Here is a 23723-nt window from a genome sequence, read left to right as displayed (position 1 = left end):
TATCACCATACGCTTCAATAGAACCTTTTGGCGCATCTGGGTTTAGCACCCCTGGCACGGAACCACTTAAATAGACAATCGTTGAAGAGGCGGGAATTTCTACCGCACGGGATATTGGGAAGTCAGAGCCAATTAAGCCATGACGAATAGCGGCCTCAGCTTTAGGTTGTTCCGCAGTGGCATCATTACAGCCCGTAATATTGAGTAAAGCGGCACCTAAAAGAGAGGCAATTGCAAAGTTTTTCATCGCGTGTTCCTACTATTAATTAGAAAATGGGGCTACATCTTTAGCTGTTATTTTATCGGTATGGTTATTGCCAAAACTTGCTCGCACAAAATTCACGACTTCAGCAATTTGCTCATCGGTAAGCATCTGATTAAAGGCCGGCATGCCGCCCTGCCCTTTACTTACCATAAAAATAGCATAATGTGGCGTCACTAGTTTAGGGTTTTTCGCCAATGCTGGATATTGGCCAGCCCCCACAGCACCTTCACCATTTGGCATATGACAACCTTGGCACAAAGCTCGATAAATATGTTCTCCCTCTTGTTGTACAAATACCCTAGTAGGTGAAAATATGGGCTCTTCTTTAGCGCTGACTTGTGCACAAACCATTGCGCTACACATAACGATTGTTGCCGAAACAAAGCGTTTAATATTCATAACTTATGCTCCAATGCTAACAATTTTATTGTGTAACCGTTGAATTGCATCTCGGGCAGAAGATAAAGCACCTTCTTGCCATGCAGGTAAGTAAGAAGCATGTTCACCTGCCAGAACAATGCGACCATCAATATTACACAGATCTTCGTAATGTGCTTTGCGCGTTTCTTCGGTCCACATTCCGTAACAACCGAGTGTCCATGGCACGCGGTGCCAACCGACGCTAATGCCGTTGGCAAATTCTTTGGTGTATTGTGGATGAAGTTGCGCTCCGTATTTTACGGCTTGTTTTATTCTTTGTGCTGGAGGTAAAGAAGTAAATTCGTAGGCATTCGGGCCATAGGTATACGCCCCTAAAAGAACACCGGGGCCTTTGCTTCCAAAGTTAGAACTGGGATAGCTAATTTGTGAAATTGGCAAATCAGTGTAGCTCAGCCCGCCGTATATAGTGTCGTCCTGTTCCCAAAAACGTCGTTTGAATTCCAACCCTATTTTTATTGACGCATCGTAAGGTACGGCCCGAATTGCCATTTGCATAGCACTACCTACCTTCATAGGGATTTGACTCAATATGGACAACGGAATGGTACACACACACCAATCGGCACTCGCGACTTTTTCTTCGCCATTCACTGTATAAGTTGCAGATACACCTGTATCGTTTTGATCAATATGGGTGACTTTGGCGTTGTATTCAATAAACTGCCCCACACGCTGCGCAAACGCTTTTGCAATACTATCCATGCCGCCTACTGGCTGAAAGATAGTACTCATATGATGTAATTCCTGACCTTTTGAAATATGCTCCCACAATTCCGATTGCAGTAGCGCCGTTCGGTCCAAAGGTTCGCTGTATTGGGTACTCGGCCCCAAACCACCGGGAGGAGCTATTGCAAAGCCACGTCGCATACTTGTTTCAGAAGACTTTTTATATGCGCCATTCTCGTCAAGCGCGGCAAAGGATCGTAACGATTCGAACAGTTTTTCACGATCTTCTAAGGTTAATTCATCATCTAACGCGCCTTGCTTAACCACTTTTCCCAGCATTTCAGAAATGTAGCCTTGGTAATCAGCTTGAATATGACGATAACGCTGAGGCTTGCCATCAAAGGCTTTGGTTGAATGTAAATAGGCGTTGTAATTCAATTGGCAAAATGGCTCTAGCGCAACACCAAATTTATTACAATATTCCATGACATGGTGGTGATCATGAGGAATTCGCCAAGGGCCAGGGTTAATATAATTGCCATCACTGAACTCGCAGGTTTGCTTTTCTCCACCTAATTCAGTGAAGGTATCACCACCTCGCAGCGTCCAGCAACGTCCACCGGCTCTGCCATTATATTCCAATATTTTTACTTTATAGCCAGCTTGACTTAATTCGTAAGCCGCCGCCATACCGGCTAAACCCGCCCCTAAAATCAATACACTGGCACCTTTCGGCGCTCCCGAAAAATTGAGGTGACTCATGGGCTGTGATTCTGCAGCAAACCCAAGGGAGCTCATCGCCTGATACATTGCGCTAACGCCCGCCGTTTTTCCAATCCAGCTCAACAGCTGGCGCCGATTAATACTATGCGCAGTCAACCTATACCTCGATATTTATTATTTAATACTGCTCAATGGGTAAACATTGAGCGTGCCAGAATGGCAAAAAGCCGTCGAGAGGCAGATATTATGCGTTAAGATGACAAATTGAGGCTTTTTCATGGCGACTCGCCACCATCGTTATCTTGTCATTAACGTAAACTCACAATTTAAGTGCAGAGCATGTGACTTTTTATCGCATTAACCATTTCTAATTTAACAAAACATTATTTAGTTAGCCGTTAGCATCATATTATTTGCAGAAACGATGGAGCCAGAGATATCAATCTCGGCATGTTGCTAGGCCCCATACTATTTCAAGCTCTAGTTTTGCGCTTCAGCTTGATGAATTTTGGTCGCATTTTGCTTATCGAAGTCATAGTATGGCGCAGTAGGAATAAATACATTCTGGATACCAGCTCAGGGACATAAAATGGAAAGTATGACGACATTGAGATTAATGGTATTTTGGGCAAAATTCGCAGCCATACTATTCACATTCCCCACTGCTGCGCAAAGTTTTGACCCGCATCAAGCAGACCTAGATACCTATTTAACAACCCTTAGTGACAACAATAAAATTATGACGGCGGTGTATGTAACACAGCATGGTGTTCCACGCTATGAGCACTACGCGGGTCTGGCGTCGGTTGAAGACAATGTTCCTATCTCTGCTCAAACACGTTTTCGCATTGGCTCAGTAAGTAAGACATTCACAGCGGTTCTGATAATGCAGCTTATCGAAAAAAATAAGCTCAGTTTGGATACGAAGCTAAGCCAGTTCTTTCCTGCCATCCCCAACGCAGCGCAAATCAACATTAAGCATTTGTTGAGTCACCGTTCAGGGATATTTAGTTATACCGATGACCCTGATTACATGAATTTTATGACAACGCCGCAAACAGAAGCGCAGCTTGTTTCACGGATCCGAGGATATCAGCCCCTGTTTAGCCCCGGTAGTCAACATAAGTATTCCAACTCCAATTACGCGCTTTTAGGCTTTATCATTGAGTCGCTGTACGGCAAGCCGTTGAAAGAAGTCATTGCAAAGAACATTGCGCAACCGTTAAATCTGAATAGCACCTATTACGGCAATAGCATTGAAATTGAGGAAAATGAGGCCTCGTCATATCGCTACAACGGACATTGGGTGAAACAGCCTGAAACCCATATGAGTGTGCCTCATGGCGCAGGCGCGATTGTTTCGAGTGCAAAAGATACCAATCGGTTTTTTACTGCTTTATTTGAAGGTAAACTGATATCAACAGACTCGTTAAAAGCCATGATGCAGCTTGAGGATGGTTATGGGTTAGGTATGACTGCGGCCCCGTTTGGCGAGAAGCAATTTTACGGACATTTTGGTGGTATTGACGGATTTGTCTCCGCCGCTGGTTACAATACGGAAGACGGGCTAAACATAACTGTACTAAGCAATGCGGTAAACTATAACTTTAACGATGTGTTGATTGCCGTGCTAAAAACTATGTATGGCCTTTCAATCGATATTCCCGACTTTTCTGCAAAACCGATAGTGTTAAGTGAAAAATTTTTGAGCGCATTCGAAGGGCAATTTGCGAGTACACAAGTCCCTATTAAAATTCACTTCTGGGTTGAAAATGGAAGCTTGATGAGTCAAGCAGAGGGACAAGGCGCCCTTCCACTGACACCATACTCAGAAACAGAATTTCGCTTTGATCCTGCTGGTATCGTTATCAACTTCGACGAACCTAATGACGCATCCAGTCATTCAAACGGGTTTGTTCTCAGCCAAGGCGGTGGTAAATATGAATTCAAACGCCAGCAATAATAGTTATGTTAATTTTCTTTGACCGAAGTCAGATGTAGAAAATCACATCGTTATACGTCGGCGCCTTGTCTTAAGGTGTTCCTGCCCATTGTTTAATCGTATCAAAGGGATGCTCCACAGTTTGATGCCTAAGCGTCATTGTATTCGGCATGCTTTTGTAGGCTTCAGCTACTCGTTCCGCGTGCTTCTCATCTTCTAGCCTTCGGATACGCCTTCCTGCGAATGGCCGCAATCAAGTCACCATTTATGATAAAGCGTCGGATTCCCCTCAACTGCCTCGCTAGAAATATTTACGCGCCCTACGCTTATAGATAATGCCTTTCCCTATAGCAAGCAACTACTTCACTGTATAATCTCCGCAAAAAACCATATTTAGTCCAGTAGTTAACTTACATAAACTCAGCAACAATAATATCTAACATCACATGAGTGGTGTTAGTACTGGTTTTTGTGCACTTATTGAAAATAAAATGTAAGAGCAGAATGCCCTTCTTGTTACACCACAGGTTTACACCTATGAGACAGAAAAAACCTCACCACCCCGCAGTTGAAATAACCGACCTAACAACATTTATAAAAAAATGGCGCCCCATTGATGCTTGGTTAGTGGAAGATAGTGATGGTCAATTTGTTTTACCCCCCTACCACTCAACAATTGGCGGTGATATTTTTGCCGCCTATAGACAAACAACAATAAAAAACTATGGCCTATTTTTACTCGCCTTAATGGTGATTTGTGGCTATTTTTTTCTTATAGAACCCAAGGCGAACATTAACCAACTCCTCGTTTATATCAGCCTGTTTTTTATTGTCTCAATAGATGCATTGTTAAATATATTAACCCTTAAACACTGCCAGCACCGCGCGGAATTTTGTTTTAATTTACACCAATCATTTAGGAAAAATTTGCTTATCTACCTGCCTCTATTTTTTATCATAGGGGCACTACAATATTTGGGATGTCAGCTATTAGGTAGCACGGAGAATGTGATCATCACCCTAGGTAATTACTATCCTGCCATCGAAGTGTCTTCCATCTGGCGGTTTATCATCGGTCCTTTTATTCATCTTGATATTAAACATTGGCTATTAAATTTAACCGCCACCCTACTCTTTGTTTCATCCATCCCCAGCCTGGCCTCATCGCCATCCACAGCAAGAAATATCACCACGCCTAAACAGCTATTTGGGATTTTTATTCTGGGCGCAATATTTTCACATATTGTGACTTATGCTGTGAACACCAGTATCTACCTTGGTATAGCAACTAAAAACGATGCCTTAGTGGGCGTATCCGGTGGCAGTTATGGGATCCTTGCCTATGCAATCTGCTACTATAGCTTTGCAAAAAAACAATTTAATATTGTATTTTCACTTCTTGGATTAGCAGTTTTTACGCTAATTTCACCCTACCTACTCCAGCATTCCATAACAAGTCACACAGCCCATATCAGTGGTTTTATCTTTGGTCTATTAAGCTATGGATTAGTTTACCAAAGCACTGCTAGCCCCGCTGATCAGCCTGTGCCTTTATAATGACTTCATCTCATTACAGGATTGGGAGCTTTCTTGTTCCGATCATTTCAGCGCAAATGGTCGTTCTCAAAACAAGCTACAACCGCTAATACCGTGGGACAAAGTCGCTTGGGAATTAGACTTGCAGCTTGCTTTGTACATCACACGACTACAATTTAATTTGCATGCTGGGGGGCGCTGACGACCATCGCTCACGCTTATTCTAAATGGCGATTCGCCGCCGTTAGTACCGTATCATTTGCAGAAACCATGGAGCCGGAGATATCAATCTCGGCGTGTTGCCAGGCATGCTCAAATCGGCGCTGTACTACTTTTGCCTCGTCAGTTTTACCTTGCAACCTTAACGCTTCGGCCAGTCCGCGCAAGGCCCAGCCATTATCGACCATAATCTCAAGGTCGCGTTGATAAGTCGCTTCGGCGGCCGCAAACTCACCCACTGAAATTTGTATGGCGCCTAGCGCGTGGCGTACCGGGAAGTACCATTCTGGTGGTTCTGTATAAGGCAAAGAATCTTCCATTTTCACGGCTGCCTTTAACAGTGATATCGCCTCTTGTAGTTCGCCTGCATGTGTTGCAATTGAACTTTTAAGGACGGTCTCTGCGATTTCTAGTAAGACCGGGGCACCTTCGCGATTAAAAAACATGAGGGATTGTACTTCGGGCACGCTGCGTAGCGCGGCTAATTGCGTTAATTCTTGCTGGGCTTTTGCTGGTGCGTTAAGGCCAATATACGCCTGCCCTCTGGCGTAGTGCCAGATCCCCCGTGCGTAGAGAAGATCTTGCGCTGGCTGCGCGGTATCCAGTATTCCTTGCCAATCGGCAAACCTCACTTTTGCGTAAAGTGGCTGGGAATAATAATGTTGGGCGACTGCCATACCTGGGGCCCGAAGCAATTCTTCACTTAACGACGCTGCGGTACCTTCCGCTAGCTCATAGGCTTTGCTTTTCCAGCCACTAATAGCCGCAGTTACCCAGCCAAAATGCCAATTATGGGGAATGTATCCAGCAAGATAGATGGGACTATTCGACCGACAAGCTTGAATAAATTCACTATCTGCTGCCGCGGCTTGCATGTTAATTAGCGTGGCATCGTAGTAGCGACCCACTCGCATGTATATATGCGCTGGCATATGCACCAAGTGTCCGGCGGCCGGAGCAAGGTCGGCCAGCGTGTCTGCATAGTGCTCAGCCCGTTCTGGGTTTGTTGATTGCTCTACAGCATGAATGTATAGGTGTATCGCGCCAATGTGCTCTTTATCAAGTGCCAACGCGGTTTCGATAGTGTCGGTTATTTCTTTTGTCCAAGGGCGAGTAACGCCTTCTGCGTCCCAAAAGTCCCAAGGATGCACATCCATCATCGACTCGGCAGTAAGCGCGGTAATATCCGCATCGTCAGGAAAGGCGTTCATTACATCGCGCATGCTATCGGCGTATGCTTCATTAAGCGAGCTTCTGTCTGCTGGTTCTATGGCTAAATATCGCTGCTGCAACGCATCGATGAGCATGCGCTCCTTAGTGCTAACGTTCTCGCTCAGTTTTTTTGCTAATGTCGCCAAACTAAAGGCGCGATTAGCATTGTCTGGGAACATGGGGGCGTTTACATTCGGGCCTAGCACTAGCGCACTGCCCCAATAGCACATGGCGCAGTCAGGATCATAAATGGTTGCCTCGTTAAAGGCGAAATCTGCTGCCGCATGATTAAACGCATACGACAATGCAAGTCCTTGGTTAAAGTACTGCTGTGCAATCTCTGAGTTGGTGGTGATCGGAAAGTTTACCTCCCCTAACCCACTAAACAGCGGTTGTCGCCAGTTGCTTTCCGCTAAGGCTAACGCTGTGGGCTGTTCAGGTTTGATACGCGTACTGCTATTGCTATTACCGCCACAGCCGCCCAGTATCATCAAAGTAGTAAACACTATGCCTATCTTTAGCTTAAGACAGGTTTTTAACCACCATTGGGGTTGGGTAAGGTTTCTGGCACAACTAAAATACAAAACATTCATCACTAAGTCTTCCTTCGGGTTAGGTTATTCCATTAATGCCCCCGCCAACATTCGATTGTTATTAACCCAATTAGTGGTTTGGAATACTGTCAATAGCGTCAAATTATTGTTTAACGTCGCACTGCAATAGCGCCAGGTGAGCTTTTTATACTGGTAATAGAGATGACCAGTGGTGGCGTTTTAACTATTTATACGGGGGAGATAGTTGCTACCTAGTCACTGTGGGCCAGAAAATCCATTTGGTCAATGTTTCAAATAAGATAACTTAATATGTTTGTCAAATCGTTTCATTTCTATGAGACAGGTTGACGGCCATCGCTAAAAGATTAGCGACAGATCTATCAATTGACGTATCGCCGGCTCTTAACATTTCACCTAATTCAGAGCGTGGATTTGCAGCTTGATAGGCAGCCGTCTCCCCCTTTTAAAAATCTGTCTAGGATGTTGAAGCGTTACCTACTCAACCATGCAAAATGCATTTAATTTGTTGCCGTCTAAATCTCTGAAATAGCCTGCGTAAAAACCAGAGGTAGCCTCTTGGGGACGAAACCCTGGCTTACCTTCACACGTGGCACCAAGTTCAATGGCTTTGTCGTAAAAGGCGTTTACCTGTTCAGGTGTGTCAAGGTATATACCCACCATTACACCATTGCCTACGGTGGCTGGTTTTTGATCAAAGGGTTTAGTCACAGACAGAGCCGCTTGGTCTTCATCTTTAGACCACGCAATAAAGTAATCGGGCTCTTCCATAAAGCGGGTAGCGCCAATAGTACCGAGCAGGGCGTCGTAAAATGCCGCCGCTTTTTCTAAATCTGCCGTTCCAAGGGTTATATAGCCAATCATGGGGTTCTCCTTTCTTGCCGTTAGATAATGTTTGTTGGTGCAAATTCATACTAGACGTTGACTACTGACAGTTAGTGTCAGTAGTGTTTACCCACAATGAAAAAATGACTGGCTAGCGGACAAACCACAATGCGTAAAGCTGAAAGGTTGAATGATATCGTTCATCATTTACGAAGAATGCACCATGCGATAACGGCACAAACCCTAGCAGATGCATTTGAGGTAAGCCTTCGTACCATCTACCGAGACATTCAAGATCTCATCGATTCTGGCGTGCCCATAATGGGCGAAGCTGGCGTCGGTTATGTCATGGATAAAAAATACCACCTGCCGCCGATTATGTTTGATGCTGACGAATTAGAGGCGATAGCCTTGGGGATTGGTATGGTCAGCAATTGGACAGACGATAAATTCGCGGCAAAAGCGAAAAGTGCCTACCTTAAAATTCAGGCTACCTTGCCCGCCCCTTTGCTAACCGAATTGCATCAGATAAGTACTTTTTCTGCTCCCAGTCACTACAAAATTCCCTGGAATGTTGAATTTACTGAACTCAGAGAGTGTATTAGACGTAAACAACGGGTGAGCTTTTGCTATCAGGATTTAAATAACAACAAGACAAAAAGAACCATTCGCCCCATTGCCCTTATTTCGTTCAGCCCAATTTGGCTATTGGCCGGTTGGTGTGAATTGCGCCATGAATTTCGAAATTTCCGATTAGACAGAATATCTCATTTTGCCGCGCTACCTAGCCACTTCACTGATGAAAAAGACAAATGCTTAGCGGCCTATTTGAAACAAGTGAATCAGGATGAGGTGTAAAAGCTTGGTATACAAAGAGAGAGTAACTTTTTCATCCAAACCACCGTTCACCTGTGAATTTATTCTCCCTTTAAAGTTTTCTAGCTCACCTTATTTACGCTATGCTTAAACCATCCATCCAAAATGCGTAAACATGATTTTCTCCAGTTTCTTGGAGACCCCATTTTTCCGAACTAAGAATAATGTTATACCCCGTCGATAAGTTAACGACGACTGAGAAATTTAGGCCACTATCGTTTTACTGATTAAATTTAAGTAAACCGATGATGATTATTAGACTAAAGTTTGTTTAAAACTGCGTGCCAGTCATCTATCCTGAATAGCTACAGTCAAACGACTGCCGACCTAATTTACTACTTAGGATTTACTGATAGCCCATGGATAGAGAAAAGTATGACATTTGGACTTAGGGCTAAAACAACATCAGTATTGGGTGGGTTGATAGCCTTAGCGCTTATAATAATCAGCTATACCAATAATTGGCAGTCTAGAAGCATTGCTGAAACCAACGTATTAGAAATAGAAAAAAGTAAATCCATCGTCATCATACGAGCGATTGAAATCGCCCTTAACAATCACAGTCAAAACCTACTAACTCTGCGCGATGTTCCCCCTATTCAATCCATTATAAGAGCCATAAATAACCAAGGTATTGACCCAATTAGTGCAGACTCGCTAGACGTGTGGCGTGAGCGCTTGGCAGTTATCTTGCGCGCTTTTGTCCACAACCATCCAGAATATTTACAAATGCGTTTTATAAATATCGACGGCACTGAACTGGTTCGCGTCCAACGTTCGAACAACGGCGATATAAGCATAGTGCCCGATAAAAATTTGCAAAATAAGGCCGACTCAACCTACGTCGTGGAGACGCTGAAATTAGCAAGCGGTGAAATCTATTACTCGGATGTGAACCTAAACAGAGAATATGGCGTGATCCAACAGCCACACCTTCCAGTGCTTAGAATTGCCACTCCGGTATATGGCGATTCAGGGGGGTTATCGGGCCTATTAATTCTTAATTTATCCACCGAACAACTTTTCCAAGAAGTGGCGCCAGCTAACTCAGGCGTACACCGAGAAATCGTCAACGACCAAGGGTACTATATTTACAGCAACGACCAGTCTAAAACCTTTGGTTTTGACTTAGGTACTGAGCTCACCTTAAGCAATGACGAGCCTTTTATGGCGAAAACCATTCTCAACCAAGATTCGTTTATTCGTTACGATAAAGAAGATAAAGAGTTGGAGGGTTTCGAAAAAATCTTTTTCTCACCCCATGATAAACAGCGATATTGGGTATTAGTATTCCATATTCCAGAACACCTAGTTTTTGAGGATTTCACCTCGTCACTTCAAACCATGTTGTTGTTTAGTTTGTCGGTAGGCATATTGGCCATTGGCTTTATTATCTGGTTTCTATCGCGAAAGATCCTAACCCCGGTAGTCACCATGGCCAATGTTTATGAACGTGTAAAGGCTGGGGATTTGACCGTACGCCTCGATACCCACTCGGTAAAAGATGAAATTAGAACCTTGTACCAAGGCATTAATAGCTTTGTGGAAAACCAACAAAGCACCACTAAACAGTTAAATGATGAAGTAGCACTGCAAACCCAACGTCTTTCTGCAGTGATCGATAATATTGTCGACGGCATTATCACTATCAATCAGCGAGGGATTATCGAATCCTTCAACCCTGCAGCCAGCAAAATCTTTGGTTATCACGAATCAGAAGTCATCGGACACAACGTTAAAATACTAATGCCGGAGCCCTATCATAGCGAGCATGACGACTACCTGGGTCACCACCTGCGAACCGATGAAAAAAAACTCATCGGCCTGGAACGAGTCGTCATTGGACAACGCAAAGATGGTTCTACTTTCCCCATGGAATTAGGGGTAAGCGAATTAAAAATTAACAATGCTAAACATTTTGTTGGGGTAACACGCGACGTCACCGAGCGCCAGCTAGCAAAAGACGCCCTGAACCAGGCTAGGTTGTCGGCGGAACAAGCCAACATGGCCAAAAGTGAATTTGTGGCTAATATGAGTCACGAGATCCGCACCCCAATGAATGGGGTAATAGGCATGACCCACCTTTTATTAGAGACCCCTTTAAGCAAAGAGCAACAAGAATTCACCAGCATAATAGAAAGCAGTGCCAAATCATTAATGACCATCATTAATGACATACTCGACTTCTCTAAGGTTGAAGCGGGCATGTTAGAAATCGAATCGATTGAATTTGATATGAGTAGGTTGCTGCACGAATTTGGCAGTAGCATCGCGGTGAAAGCTGAAGAAAAGGGGTTAGAGCTAATTTGCCCCGCTACTCCTGTATTACATCAATGGTACAAGGCTGATCCTGGGCGTATAAGACAGATCCTTAATAACTTGGTAAGTAATGCCATTAAGTTCACCGAAGTGGGGGAAGTCGCAGTACATTACAGCGTGCAACAACAAACAGGATCACGCACAAAGGTGCTGATTGAAGTTGTCGATACCGGCATAGGTTTAGCCCCCGAACAACAATCTCGGCTTTTCGAAAGGTTTAGTCAAGCAGATGGTAGCACCACGAGAAGGTATGGAGGTACAGGTCTTGGTTTGGCAATAAGCAAGCAGCTGGTAGAGCTTTTGGGCGGAGAAATCGGAGTTAAGAGTGAAATAGGTAAAGGCTCGACATTCTGGTTTACCCTTGACCTTGAGAATGGACAAAAGCCTAACGTAGTTCAGCCTGAAACCGATCTTGATGGCCAAAAAATATTAGTGGTAGACGACAACTTAACCAACCGTAGATTACTAGGTTATTTATTGACAAATTGGCACGTTGACCACACCTTAGTGCCCAATGCTGAACAAGCCCTCGAAAGGCTTATGCTTGCTGTGGAGCAGAAACAACCATTTACTATTGCGATCATCGATATGCAAATGCCGGATATGGACGGAGCGCAGTTAGGTAAGATGATTAAAAGTACGCCTGAATTGGCCCATACCCACCTGATGATGCTCACATCACAAGGGCAAAGAGGTGACGGCCGAAAATTTAAAGAAGTCGGCTATAGTGCATACCTAACCAAACCCGTTGATCAGTTTATTTTGCGTACTTCTTTGATGCAAGTAGCCGGGCTATTATCAGACAATGCGCCACTTCTTACCGCTTATAGTGCCAACAAAAAACCGCAATTAAACGCACGTGCACTCGTCGTAGAAGACAACATTATTAATCAAGTTGTAGCCCAGTCACTCCTAGATCAGTTTGGCATACGCTCAGATGTGGCCGCCAATGGTCAGGAAGCACTCGTGGCATTAGAAAACCTACCCTACGACCTAGTATTAATGGATTGCCAAATGCCGGTAATGGATGGTTTTGAAGCCACCCGTAAAATTCGTGCTCCCGACTCAAAGGTACTCAATAGCAATATTACTATCGTGGCCATGACAGCCAATGCGATGCAAGGGGATAAAGACAAATGCCTGGCGGTAGGTATGAACGACTTTATTTCAAAGCCGGTTGAGTCGAGTAAGTTACAGCAAATATTAACGCAGTGGTTACCCATAAATGGCGCTGAAAAGTGACCCCAGGGTAAATACAGTGCATGAATGAGTTGAATAAGTGTGATTACCAAGGGATTATGTCGGTCTAATTACCGAACGATTTTGTCGTAAATAGCATATCAGCCAGTTGCTAAACTGGCTATCTTTTATGCCGATTCAGCCAGAGCATTAGATTTTTCGACTCGCAATGCGGTGGTATTCATATTGTTTCTTAGCCAAATGCTACGCACACCGCCCGCGCTAATATCAACACCTAGGGCTTCACTGAGCTTTTCTACAAAATGTACAACATAAGTTGCATGTATTTTCACCTGAAGGAGAGTTTCTTTATCAAATACCTTGACCTGTCCCTGATCACTCACAAGTAACTAGACTATCGAGCCATAAAAATTCTGAGGTACTTTATTTTGGAACTGAAACATTTTTAACTGGAAGAAAAACCTTTGAGTTTAATGTTAAGGAGAAAAAATCTAGTCTTTACACCGAATCCAAGGTTCCTTTTGACAGTGATAAATTTGAGGTAAAACAATACTGGGTAACTTCTAAAGATGGTACTCGCTTTCCAATATCAATATTAGGTGCCAAAGGGTTTCATAAGATGGGGCCTCGACCAACTATATTATATGGTTATGGAGGTTTTTCTCAAAGTATAATGCCTCGGTTTTCAGATGCACAGGCCGCATGGATAGAAGCGGGTGGAAACTACGTTATCGCTAACATTCGAGGCGGAAGCGAATTTGGTAAAGAATGGCATCGTCAAGGACAGCGCTATCAGGCCCGATATCTACCCCTAAATCGTTGATATTCAATTGTACGGGTAGGCCTAGCACTTTAACTTCTTGACTTAAATTTGGTAGTTGTTGATTTAACAGCGATTGCACATCAGAATTTGTAAATAAGAAAACAGATAAGTCTTGCGTACTGGCACAACCGGTTAATAACAACGTAACGATAAGAAATAAATTTTTCATGACAAACCTTTCAAAAATGGGGTCAGCAAAAATGGGGGCAGAGTTAATTAGCTAATATACGCCATTATGCGCTTTTTAGTTTATTTTAACTATGCGGCAGAGGGCAGAATTAGCGGATTAGAAAATCTAAATGAACGAATAATTAACTCTGCCCCCTTTGTTTTTACTTTGTCAGCTTATTTTACATTGGTTTACTTTATTTAAGATTGTAATTAATTATTTTTTTAAAAGTTTAACTAAATCAATGAGTTGTATTTTTGGCCTGAAATTTGCTTATTGACGTGCATTGTGTCATTAATTGAGAATCTAAATCATGAATAAATTTCTATGTGTTATCGCGTTACTTTTCACAGGTGTTGCAAATGCCACTATTATTTCTGGTGATTTTCGCACAGAAAGTGACCTTCCTTATTGCTGCGGTTCATTCGGACCTTTGGTTTATGAAAACCTTAACGCAACAGTCGGTGCTGGTGACGAATTAACAGGTGCTAATTTTGTAAGCAATCCTGATAACTGGAATGGGGGGTTGGTATTCATCGATTTAGACCCAACGACAAATATTATTACCCTAAATTCACAAGATGATCTTGATTTTGAGACTTTTACTGCTTCAATCTCGAATATCATTTTTGATGCCGGTGAAGTGATTACTGGTTTGTCATGGATATCGGGTAACCTTACAGATTTAGGTATTCCTGAAATATTATCTTTTACAGGAAATAGTGTTTCAGTTAGTTATGATGTCGGAAGTGGTAACGACGTATTTAATTTCAATTTAACTCAGGCACAATTTCAGATAGAAACACAATCTGGTTCTGTTGCAGTACCTGCTCCAGCATCGATTCTTTTGCTTAGCTTAGGTCTACTTGTGTTAGTCGGTAGAAAAAGATTTAACGCGTAATCGATATAGAGTTTTAAAGGCCTCGATTTATTATCGGGGCCTTTTTATGTCTGCTAGGAAGTGATGGTTGTTCCGACTTAGGGGCTATTTTAAATTACCGGGTTTATTAAACAGTAATTTAATGGCTGCAGTGGCACTTTTTTGTTTTTGCAGATTGCTAACTAAGATGCGCCAAGGTGTGAACACCACATCAAAAAACGAAACCGCATATTCACGATCTGTCACCCCATAGCTAGGTGACTCACCATTGCTCTTCACAAAGGTTCCAAAAGCTTTGTCCCAGATGATAAGTACACCAGCGTAGTTTTTATCGACGTATTGTGGGTTCTTAGCATGATGAAGACAATGATGTACCGGAGTATTAAATACCTTACCCAGCACTCTGAATTCAGGCCCTAGTTCTGTATGTACAAAAAATTGAAAAGCTAAGTTCAAAGCAACAATTGCCAGCACTAACTGAGGTGTATAGCCTAAAATAATCAGCGGCAACCAAAACACCCACATACCCACAATGGGATAAAAAAGGCTTTGCCGCATAGCCGTAGAAAAATTCATATTGGTTGAACTGTGGTGCACAACATGTGCAGCCCATAACCAGTTACATTGATGGCTGGCACGATGAAACCAATAGTATAGAAAATCTTGAAAAATGAACGCAAAAATAACCGTTAGTACTGTCAATTCAATTGTGAAAATAGCGAACGTCGCGTGCAACCAATAAAAAAATGGCATCAGCGCTAGCATCAACAAAATGTCGCTAGCTTGATGGGTTAAGGCCAACGCTAGGTTTACACTAAACTCTTTAAAAAGAAAGACACCCATGATAAAAATGATCAATTCCCTAGGCTGAACTACACTAAATTTGTGTTTCATTCGGTCAGGTAGATGGACTATGCCTCAACCTCGAAAAAGCCAAATTAGTTTAATCCACTGTGTTCCCAGCCATCAGCACTCAAGACTATAAAAGCTAGTATTGCCAGTCTTCATGCGCAAGCGGCAAACTGTTCAAAAGATCACACCGCTCCCTCCAGTTGGGCATTAACTTATCCATATGAGCTATAAAGCGTTCGTTGTGATGCCGTTCTAGGAGATGCACAAACTCGTGAGCCACAATATACTCAAGGCACTCGAAAGGCTTTTTGGCTAGTTCAGAGTTGATGATGATGCGTTTTGAATCTGTGTTGCAGCTGCCCCACTTCGTTTTCATTCTCCGCACAGTTACTGATGACGGAGCTCGGCCAACGCGCTGACTCCAACTATCAATTAGAGAGCACAGCGCTTTCTGGGTTTCCGTTTTATAAAACGCATCAAACAGAGTTTGTTTGTCTTCAAGAGACATTTCTTCAGTAATAGCTGCCTGTAATCGTCGATTCTTTACACCCTGTACTTCAGCTTTTTTGCTGACACTGATTATGCGTAAGCGATATTTTTGCCCCCAAAGAAAATGGGCCTCACCATCGATAAACTCGCGAGGTGACTGACGAGGCTGCTCGGCAAAGTCTCTCTGTTGTTTCTTTATCCAAGCAAGCTTTGATACTACAGCGGTCCTAATTGCAGTATCAGTCATGGCTGTAGGAACTGAAACTCTCACCCTTCCATCAGGTGGTAAAACATTGATGTGAAGGTTCTTAATTGGTTTTCTATGTAGTGCGAAACTTAACTCACCTATTTTCAACTCCGAAACATCGGTCATTACTGATAATCTTTCTGTTTTTTTGCAAGTTCAATGACATCAGTGACGTTAATGTCATAATCTGCCGCTGTATCAGCGACCGCTCGTGCTATTTCGCGCTCTTTAAACCGATCTCCTATCCAGTCGGCTTTTTTGGTTTCTCGAATAGTCCTATCTAACATTGTTACAAGTGACTCGTTTTTACCGAAGTTATCATAGAAAGCTTTCTTTGCTTGCGTGTCCATGCTTGAAGGATACTTATCATCAGCATCAGAAGGCACTTTTACCATTTTAGCTAACGCGATTATCTTCTCTAAGTAGTCCTGATATTCAATGGCCTTCTGCTTCCGGAGATTAATAAGCTCTGCCAGCAGTGTAGACATTTGCTCATAATATTTCGGGTTTACCGGATTCTCATCAACAATAGTCCTACGAACGTTATTCTCGATTGTTTCAGCCATATTTTCCTGACTCTCTTTAATCCCTTCAGGCAAGTCATCAAGCGCTTCTGCTCCTTTTTTAATAATGAGATCAACTAAACCCAAATCTTCAATTTCGACAAGTTGTTCGCTGGGCTTCGCTCTGACGTAAGTATCGAGTAAAAAGCGCATCGCTGGCTCATACTGCTTCATATTGACACTATCTTTACTAGCGACCTTAACTTCGTTTCTTACTGTTTCAAAGTGCAAAACTTCCTGACGAATTTTCTCAGTTTGTTGAGAGGTATAACCGGCTTTTACCATCTCATTTGCGAGATTCCCAAAATTACGGATAAGCTTAGCAACCGCTTTGTAAAGCGTCAGTCTCAAGTTTTCCTTTTCGAAAAGTTCGTCGGAGTTATCACCGGATGATCCGCAAAAATAAATCAAATAATCCTGCGTTTCCTTAGGTGCTTTAACCGGCTCACACAGCCCTCTCACCATTTCTAACGCTGTTTCTAATTCAGCCCTAGCCTCGGTGAGTCTGTCTTTCAATAAGCCCTTAACGTCTTCACTATCGTAACTATCGAAAGCCTCACCGGTATAATCAATAATCGCTTTATCTAAGCTTTTAAAAAGATCTTTATAGTCAACAATATACCCGACATCTTTATCCTCAGTGTCGAGACGGTTTACTCGACAGATGGCTTGGAATAGATTGTGATCTGCCATTTGCTTATCAATATACAAATACGTTGCCGACGGCGCATCAAAGCCCGTTAGTAATTTATCAACAACTATCAAGAGCCGCATTTGACCGGGCTCTTTGATAAACTTTTGTTTCACTTGTTTTTCGAACTCTTCAACTAGTTTTGCTGCTTCGTCTTCCGGCTTTTCGAAATATTCTGCTAGCATCTTCCGGTAAACTTCATATTTGAAGAGCTTTTCAGTGAGACCTTCACCTGTAGTCTCGCCCTTAATACTCGCACTTGTGGGTTGATAGCTTGTTACTATAGCGCATTTACCAGCCAACTCCGTCTTTACGAACATGTCATAAACTGCACAAGCTTGATGCACGCTAGCACAGACGAGCATAGCATTACCCCGCCCTTCCTTAAGACGAGGTTTTGTATCCATATCCAACAATATATCGCTTACGATCTGTTCCAGTCGCGAACGAGAGGATAGAAGCTTCTGCATGGATCCCCATTTCTGCTTCAACTGGGTTTTAGCGATATTCGACATACCGCTTGTTTTTGCTTCAAACCACTGGTCGACTTTCTTATGTGAAGATATTGCCTGATCGATATCTCTGGCTTCATAGCGCAAGTCAAGCACGACACCATCAGCCACCGCTTCATCAAATTTGTAAGTATGAATATACGGCCCGAAGATTTCTACTGAGCGAGCCTTGTCTTTCTTCATTAGCGGCGTACCAGTAAAACCAATGAACATGGCATCCGGTAGAATCGATTTCATGGCTTGGTGGAGTTTGCCGGATTGAGTACGGTGACACTCATCCACGAAAACAAACAAATTACCTTTGGGTGCAAAATTGTCTGGTAATGCAGAACGCAAAGAAGCGATGAAGTCCTGTGTACTCTCGTCTTCATTGTCACTTTGGCGGCCGAATTTATGCACTAATGAACACAGTAACCAAGGATTAGTTTGATTTATAGTAGATACGAGATCTGCCCCACTTTTACTTCGATAGATTTCTTCATCCACACCATAAAATACGCCCTCAATCTGCTCATCAAGCTCGGTTCTGTCTGTTATTATGAGAACACGAGCATTAGAAACATTTTCCCTGATCCACTTTGCCAGCCACACCATTGTAAGGCTTTTACCTGAGCCTTGCGTATGCCAGATGATTCCGCCTTGTCGAGCATCGATATGTTGTTTAGCAGCCTGTATCCCAAAGAACTGATTATGCCTACAAGTTTTCTTTACGCCTTTATCAAATACAATGAAGTCGTGGATAATCTGTAAAAAACGTGATTTGCTGCAAAGACGGAAAAGGTCATTATCAAGTTTATGAGGGTATGGTTCTCCCCCTTTTTCTTTCCACTCAAGATAATATTTTTCGGGTGTTTCGATAGTGCCGTAGCGCAATCCTTGCGTGTCATTGCCGGCCATCACTAGTTGCATAGTGGTGAAGAAATTACGAATAAAGCTCTTTTTCTGATTATCCAGATTCTGACGAATGCCTTCACTCACATCTACAAACGAACGTTTTAGTTCGAGAACGCCCAACGCGATCCCGTTTACATAAATCACAATATCAGGGCGTTTGGTATTTGGCCCCTTTATCGAGACTTCTTCAGCAATCGCAAAGTCGTTTGCCTGAGGATTCTTCCAATCTATCAACCACACTGTCTGAAACTGTTCGCCAGCCCCACCTTTTACCTTTACGCCGTAACGAAGTAACCGATAGATTTCTTTATTAGCTTCATACAAGCTTTTACCTTCGCCAAGCGCTGCCGCCTTGCCTAATTCATGTAGTGCACGGGATATCAGCGATGTATCAATATTTCGCCTTTTAAGCCAAATCTCTAGAAGAGATGCCTCAATATTACGATTTTCACGATCTGTCCAATCGCCCAAATAATCGTATTCAAGCTCTTCAGAGAAGAAGGCAACAACACGTTTTTGAGTTTCTTTTTCTTTTTGACCGACTTGGCTCATAATAATCCTTTAATAAATCATCCAGCTTCAAATTTTTATAAAAATTCTTCACAAGACGGGCACACGACATTGGACGTTTGAGTTGCCCTTGTACGATGATATGTCCACTTTAAACCATTCTTAAATAAAGGTTTAGAGCATTTTCTGCATACCGTTTTAATCGTTAGTAACGAACATGCTGAACATGTTAGCTCCCATCTTGGCTTACCACGTTTAGTGGGCGAATACTTTTCTACCATGGGTTGACCACATCCAATACAGCTCATGTTATGCCAAGCAACATTACCAGTGCTCCATGGATTAGAAAGTATAACGCCCTTAGGTTGAAGAAACAGTCCAAGAAGTCTCTGAAGATGCTCTGCTGACCGGTAGCTATCTATCGAAGGAGATAAGAAAATAGACCCATATTTGTGAGCATTAGTCTGTCCATAATTACAATTCTCTCCCCACTCCAAGGGAGACGTTGGATTATCGATTGCTTTTCTAACGGGATGAATGATAAACACAGGATTGCTATCGCCTTCTGAATAATCCTTGTTTAGTCTTAGATCATCTACTATTGCCGCTAATGTGTCTTCTGTTTCTTCTCCCCTGAACTTAGCATCGAGTACTAAGCGATATTTCTTCTCCCCCCGGGTCGTCCACAAACTATTTGAGTTTGATGGTTCGACATATTCAGGGCAGAAGAAGTCGATAACAAAATCTGGTCGCTTACCATTTTTTAATTGCTTTTCGTAAGTAAGAATAATGCGCTGTTGCCTTTCCTCACACTCCATATTGAGTTCAATGTTATAACTATTACGCGATACGGCGCACAATAATTTCGATTTCCATTCTCTTTCAGGCTTGAACCCATACGTCTGAGACAGGATTTTTAGAATTTGTAGTAAACACCAACGTTCATAAAGATTCGCTACATTTACGAGGCCTATCTCATCAATTTTCAGCATTTCATCAAGAAAGCTATCTGTCACACCGCTATTGTCTTTAAAATACTTGTAGCTTGCCTTTGCTTTGGCATAATGAGGGTTTTGAACAAAGGTCATCGTATTAGGGCAAACGGTCACCATTTTCGACGTATGTTTGTTAAAGAAGCGAAATAGTTTATTGAGACGTTGTTCAAGCACAGGAAGAGATTTAAGCCAATTTGATGTGCGTTCATACAGGTCACCGAAACTCTCGCAACGCTTTTTCAGAATCTCACACTCCTTTTGAATATCTAAGACTTCCTGTTTGTCTAGTGGGATTACCCAATCTTGCTGGGCTAATGCTTTCTCTTGTCTCTCAAGACTAATTATTTCAGCAGATAATTTTTCCTCAGCTTGAGAGCATAATTTGATTGAATCAACCCGATAAAAAGTTATTTGGAAACAGAATTTGCTAGTTGCTAAACCCACTTTTTTCCTTTCACATAATCCAGATATTAAAATTTTTGATTTTGCTATCCTTTCTGAAGCGCCATCTATATTAGGATTTAAGGGTAATTTAACATTTACATAGTGTGCGCCGGATTCACGCTTAATATCTCGACCGTCAATATAATTAACAAAAAAACAGTTGTCTTGATTTGCAAATCTATCGCCAATGATGAGCTCATAACTTCTATGAACAAGACCGAAACATTCATCTTGAAACTCATCTGAAGGTTCGATAACAAGAGCCTGTTCAAGCAACCTATTGCTTCTACCTAACTCAAACTGAATATTCGAAAGCTGACCTTTCAGTGTATTAATTTCGCTCTGCAATACTCTCTGATCTACTTTTTTAGTTTTTTGCTCTGCTAGCTCCTCTAGCCTTACTTCCTCTTGCTCTAATCTTCGCTTATAGAGGTTTCTCTGAGTTATAACGACTTTGTGCATATTTTTGAGCAGATACCGCATTCGGGTTACACAATAGGCGACGTAACGATTCTCGTTAGTATCGTAACTTTCAACACTGACTCGGCTGGTCAGCTGCCTAGCATGAGGTTGTGAGATAGTTTCTCTGAAGGTAGTTGGTAAAGGCCGCACTCGTCTACGACTAACCTTACCGGATTTTTCAATCAACTCGATGGTTGGTTTCTTTATTATTTTTTCAACACCGTCGATAAAGTCAGCTAAATATTCTAAGTTCGATAGCTCAAATAAGTCCGCTCCTTTGCTTTCTACCTTGGAAGTTAGCGAACTAGATTGGTCAAGAATCAATAGCCATAAGTCGTTTTTAAAATCTTTTAGAAAGTATTCCAGTTCATCGGCACTGAAATTGACCGTATGATTGTTTATCGTGACAATTTCATCTGTGAGTTTGACCTTACTCTTACCTGCCGTACGATAAAGACTACTGTAGTAATACCCACCCGATAAATCTTTAAAAGATGTCCAATCATCGAGTTGTACCCACCAAACATTTTCACTGCCCGGCTCTTTTAGCGGCGTTAGAGGTTTACGGCTGCCGTCAGCTAATATCGTTGCAGGCTGGACATTTTTCTCGTCTGTAAAGCGTATGCCTACATATTTGAAAGATTTTGGAAAGGTAACCGTGTCAACGCTGTAACCGTCTGCATCGTCAATTAATTCTATTGCATCATTGCTTGCAATCAGCTTTTTCACCGTGCCCGGGCTTTTCCAACTAATATCGAGGTATCTAACTTCAAAATCAGCCATTAGCGAGACCAGTAGTTAACTACCCAGTCATTGGCTTTGGCGTTAGCAATAACTCTATCAAGTTCAGCTACGCTGTAATCAATTCCCTTTTTGCTTTTCAGGCTATCGAGCTCAGACCCAAGATAGTCTCGGAACTCACTTAGCAGCTCCTTTTTTGCGTAATCCTCGCTTAATTCTTTTTCACCATCAAACATCATTTTTGGCAAAATTTTATGTAGCACCAGACTGTTCAAAATCTGTTCATAGCTGGCATCAAATTTTTCTGCATGCTTAGCAAATTCTCTTGCTTGCCTAACACTTCGTAAGCCAAACTCTATACCGAGAGGCTCCAGATATTCTTCGGCTATAAACAACAAAGATTTGACTAACTTATCTTCACGATCGAATCGAGGATATGATGTCCTAAAATTAAGATCAGCAGGACTCAATGTAACTGATAAATTAATATCCAGCTCCGTATCTTCGAATTCAGCTTCTATATCGTCCCACTTACTGAGTAAAGAACTTGAAAACTTGATGATATGAGCGCGATCAAGGATTTTAGGTGAAAGATAATGAGTGGTTTCATCAACGTTAATGGCGCCAATAAACCTTACGTTAGGTGGAATAACCAAGCTCGATGGGGTCGAAAGGTAGCTGCCTAGATTTTTGCGTAACTGCGAATGATATTTTAACAGTGAACTCCCATCCTGAAAGCCACAGAGTTTATGAAGTTTTTCATTAAACTCTTCATTTTTCAAAATGTCCACGAAGCTATTAATAGACTCACTGTTTGATGTAGCTTCATCGACTAAGGACAGAAACATTCTGCACTCACTTACTAGATGTGTGCTTTCCGCTTCAGAATACAGACGTAATTCAGGCTGCGACTCACGCTCTTCCAATAGACTTAAAAAGTCAGCGAAATAATACTCAACACGTGCTAAATTCATCTCATCCAAACAAATTAAATAAGGAATTTCAGGGTTTTTACTCGCTTCAATAATGGCATCTAGAAACTGTGTAGAAAGGTACTTTTTTTCTAACGGGTTATAGTACCCAATCAAATCTTCCGAACTCGTCCAGTTCGGCTTTACTGGCACAATAACTGATTTTCCGCCGATTGCATCAGCAAAAGACTTAACCAAATTGGTTTTACCTGAACCAGAATCACCTGCGAGAATAATTAGATCGTTACTCATCAATAGGGCATAGAAAGTCTCGAGTACGTTGCGCGAGTAATAGATGCCCTTCTCTTTCAAATAAACCTGAATATAAGCCACGACAGCACTTACATCAGAGCCAAAGACTTCAGAAAAATCATGACCTGTTCTTTCTGTCGGTGAATTTTCAGCTAACCCACCTTGTGGCAAATCGAGCAGCTCGAGTTTAGTTAATAACTCCGTTCTCTGTTCAATGAAGCGATTCAGTTTAAGCAATTTATTCTCTCTCCTGATAATTTCTCTGTCGTAGCTCGCAACTTCTAACTCCTTTGACGTACGGAGCTGCTCTAATTGCTTCTGCAGTTCCTCCGAATCAGATTTAGTGTTTTCCAAACGGTTATTGAGCCAAGCTATCGACTCTTCTATTTGTTTTTTTTAAACGCCAAGTTGCTAGATACTTTTTAATTTCAG

General features: G+C 42.3%; 17 protein-coding genes and 1 pseudogene. 6 read left to right on the top strand and 12 right to left on the bottom strand.

What is annotated here, in order from left to right:
- From V5298_RS11540 to V5298_RS11530, 3 genes and pseudogenes are all read right to left on the bottom strand, one after another.
- A pseudogene (locus V5298_RS11540) lies at window positions 1-247 on the bottom strand (hypothetical protein); the annotation flags it as partial.
- 15 nt (window positions 248-262) lie between these two features.
- Window positions 263-664, bottom strand: coding sequence for a cytochrome c (locus V5298_RS11535; RefSeq protein ID WP_332931601.1), 402 nt, complete (start codon window positions 662-664; stop codon window positions 263-265).
- 3 nt (window positions 665-667) lie between these two features.
- Window positions 668-2218 (bottom strand): flavin monoamine oxidase family protein, encoded by a 1551-nt coding sequence (locus V5298_RS11530; RefSeq protein WP_332931600.1) that lies wholly within the window; start codon window positions 2216-2218, stop codon window positions 668-670.
- Between the two features lie 466 nt (window positions 2219-2684).
- Between V5298_RS11530 and V5298_RS11525 the strand changes: the two genes are divergently transcribed.
- Window positions 2685-4058: a serine hydrolase domain-containing protein gene (locus tag V5298_RS11525; protein WP_332931599.1), complete on the top strand. Its 1374-nt coding sequence runs from the start codon at window positions 2685-2687 to the stop codon at window positions 4056-4058.
- Window positions 4059-4574: 516 nt separating this feature from the next.
- A complete protein-coding gene (locus tag V5298_RS11520; protein WP_332931598.1) occupies window positions 4575-5594 on the top strand; it encodes a rhomboid family intramembrane serine protease in 1020 nt (339 codons plus the stop codon).
- A 197-nt stretch (window positions 5595-5791) separates the two neighbouring features.
- Here V5298_RS11520 and V5298_RS11515 read toward each other — a convergent pair whose 3' ends face one another.
- Entirely contained in the window at window positions 5792-7600 is a 1809-nt protein-coding gene (locus V5298_RS11515; RefSeq protein ID WP_332931597.1) for a hypothetical protein, read from the bottom strand.
- Window positions 7601-8053: 453 nt separating this feature from the next.
- Window positions 8054-8440, bottom strand: a complete 387-nt coding sequence (locus V5298_RS11510) for a VOC family protein (RefSeq protein ID WP_332931596.1) — start codon at window positions 8438-8440, stop codon at window positions 8054-8056.
- A 129-nt stretch (window positions 8441-8569) separates the two neighbouring features.
- On the opposite strand from V5298_RS11510, the gene V5298_RS11505 reads away from it, so the two are divergent.
- The gene (locus tag V5298_RS11505; protein ID WP_332931595.1) at window positions 8570-9259 is read left to right on the top strand and encodes a YafY family protein; all 690 of its coding nucleotides are present in this window, start codon (window positions 8570-8572) and stop codon (window positions 9257-9259) included.
- Between the two features lie 393 nt (window positions 9260-9652).
- Window positions 9653-12838, top strand: a complete 3186-nt coding sequence (locus V5298_RS11500; RefSeq protein ID WP_332931594.1) for a response regulator — start codon at window positions 9653-9655, stop codon at window positions 12836-12838.
- Between the two features lie 125 nt (window positions 12839-12963).
- Here the strand turns inward: V5298_RS11500 and V5298_RS11495 are convergent, their stop codons facing one another.
- The gene (locus tag V5298_RS11495; protein WP_332931593.1) at window positions 12964-13179 is read right to left on the bottom strand and encodes a hypothetical protein; all 216 of its coding nucleotides are present in this window, start codon (window positions 13177-13179) and stop codon (window positions 12964-12966) included.
- 236 nt (window positions 13180-13415) lie between these two features.
- On the opposite strand from V5298_RS11495, the gene V5298_RS21050 reads away from it, so the two are divergent.
- Window positions 13416-13619: a prolyl oligopeptidase family serine peptidase gene (locus V5298_RS21050; protein ID WP_416351171.1), complete on the top strand. Its 204-nt coding sequence runs from the start codon at window positions 13416-13418 to the stop codon at window positions 13617-13619.
- On the opposite strand, the gene V5298_RS11490 is transcribed toward V5298_RS21050, so the two are convergent.
- Window positions 13531-13788, bottom strand: a complete 258-nt coding sequence (locus V5298_RS11490; protein WP_332931592.1) for a hypothetical protein — start codon at window positions 13786-13788, stop codon at window positions 13531-13533. The genes V5298_RS21050 and V5298_RS11490 overlap by 89 nt on opposite strands.
- Before the next feature lie 313 nt (window positions 13789-14101).
- Here V5298_RS11490 and V5298_RS11485 point away from each other — a divergent pair, with 313 nt between their 5' ends.
- Complete coding sequence (locus V5298_RS11485) at window positions 14102-14689, top strand: PEP-CTERM sorting domain-containing protein (protein WP_332931591.1); 588 nt, start codon at window positions 14102-14104, stop codon at window positions 14687-14689.
- Window positions 14690-14773: 84 nt separating this feature from the next.
- On the opposite strand, the gene V5298_RS11480 is transcribed toward V5298_RS11485, so the two are convergent.
- The 5 genes from V5298_RS11480 to V5298_RS11460 all read right to left on the bottom strand — a co-directional run bounded on the left by V5298_RS11480 (window position 14774) and on the right by V5298_RS11460 (window position 23645).
- Window positions 14774-15433 (bottom strand): sterol desaturase family protein, encoded by a 660-nt coding sequence (locus V5298_RS11480; protein WP_416351172.1) that lies wholly within the window; start codon window positions 15431-15433, stop codon window positions 14774-14776.
- A gap of 223 nt (window positions 15434-15656) precedes the next feature.
- On the bottom strand, window positions 15657-16382 hold the full coding sequence (locus V5298_RS11475; protein ID WP_332931590.1) for a SprT family zinc-dependent metalloprotease: 726 nt from the start codon (window positions 16380-16382) through the stop codon (window positions 15657-15659).
- Complete coding sequence (locus V5298_RS11470; protein WP_332931589.1) at window positions 16382-19468, bottom strand: type I restriction endonuclease subunit R; 3087 nt, start codon at window positions 19466-19468, stop codon at window positions 16382-16384. The genes V5298_RS11475 and V5298_RS11470 overlap by 1 nt, the downstream gene beginning before the upstream one ends.
- 35 nt (window positions 19469-19503) lie before the next feature.
- Window positions 19504-22110 (bottom strand): DUF2357 domain-containing protein, encoded by a 2607-nt coding sequence (locus V5298_RS11465; RefSeq protein ID WP_332931588.1) that lies wholly within the window; start codon window positions 22108-22110, stop codon window positions 19504-19506.
- Window positions 22110-23645, bottom strand: a complete 1536-nt coding sequence (locus tag V5298_RS11460; RefSeq protein ID WP_332931587.1) for an McrB family protein — start codon at window positions 23643-23645, stop codon at window positions 22110-22112. Before V5298_RS11460 ends, V5298_RS11465 begins: the two co-directional genes overlap by 1 nt.
- Between the last annotated feature and the right edge of the window lie 78 nt (window positions 23646-23723).

Origin of the sequence: Alteromonas sp. 14N.309.X.WAT.G.H12, from assembly GCF_036697315.1 — a bacterium.
Lineage (GTDB): Bacteria > Pseudomonadota > Gammaproteobacteria > Enterobacterales > Alteromonadaceae > Alteromonas.
The sequence above is the reverse complement of the archived record's forward strand: the minus strand, read 5'-3'. Positions and strand labels throughout refer to the sequence as shown.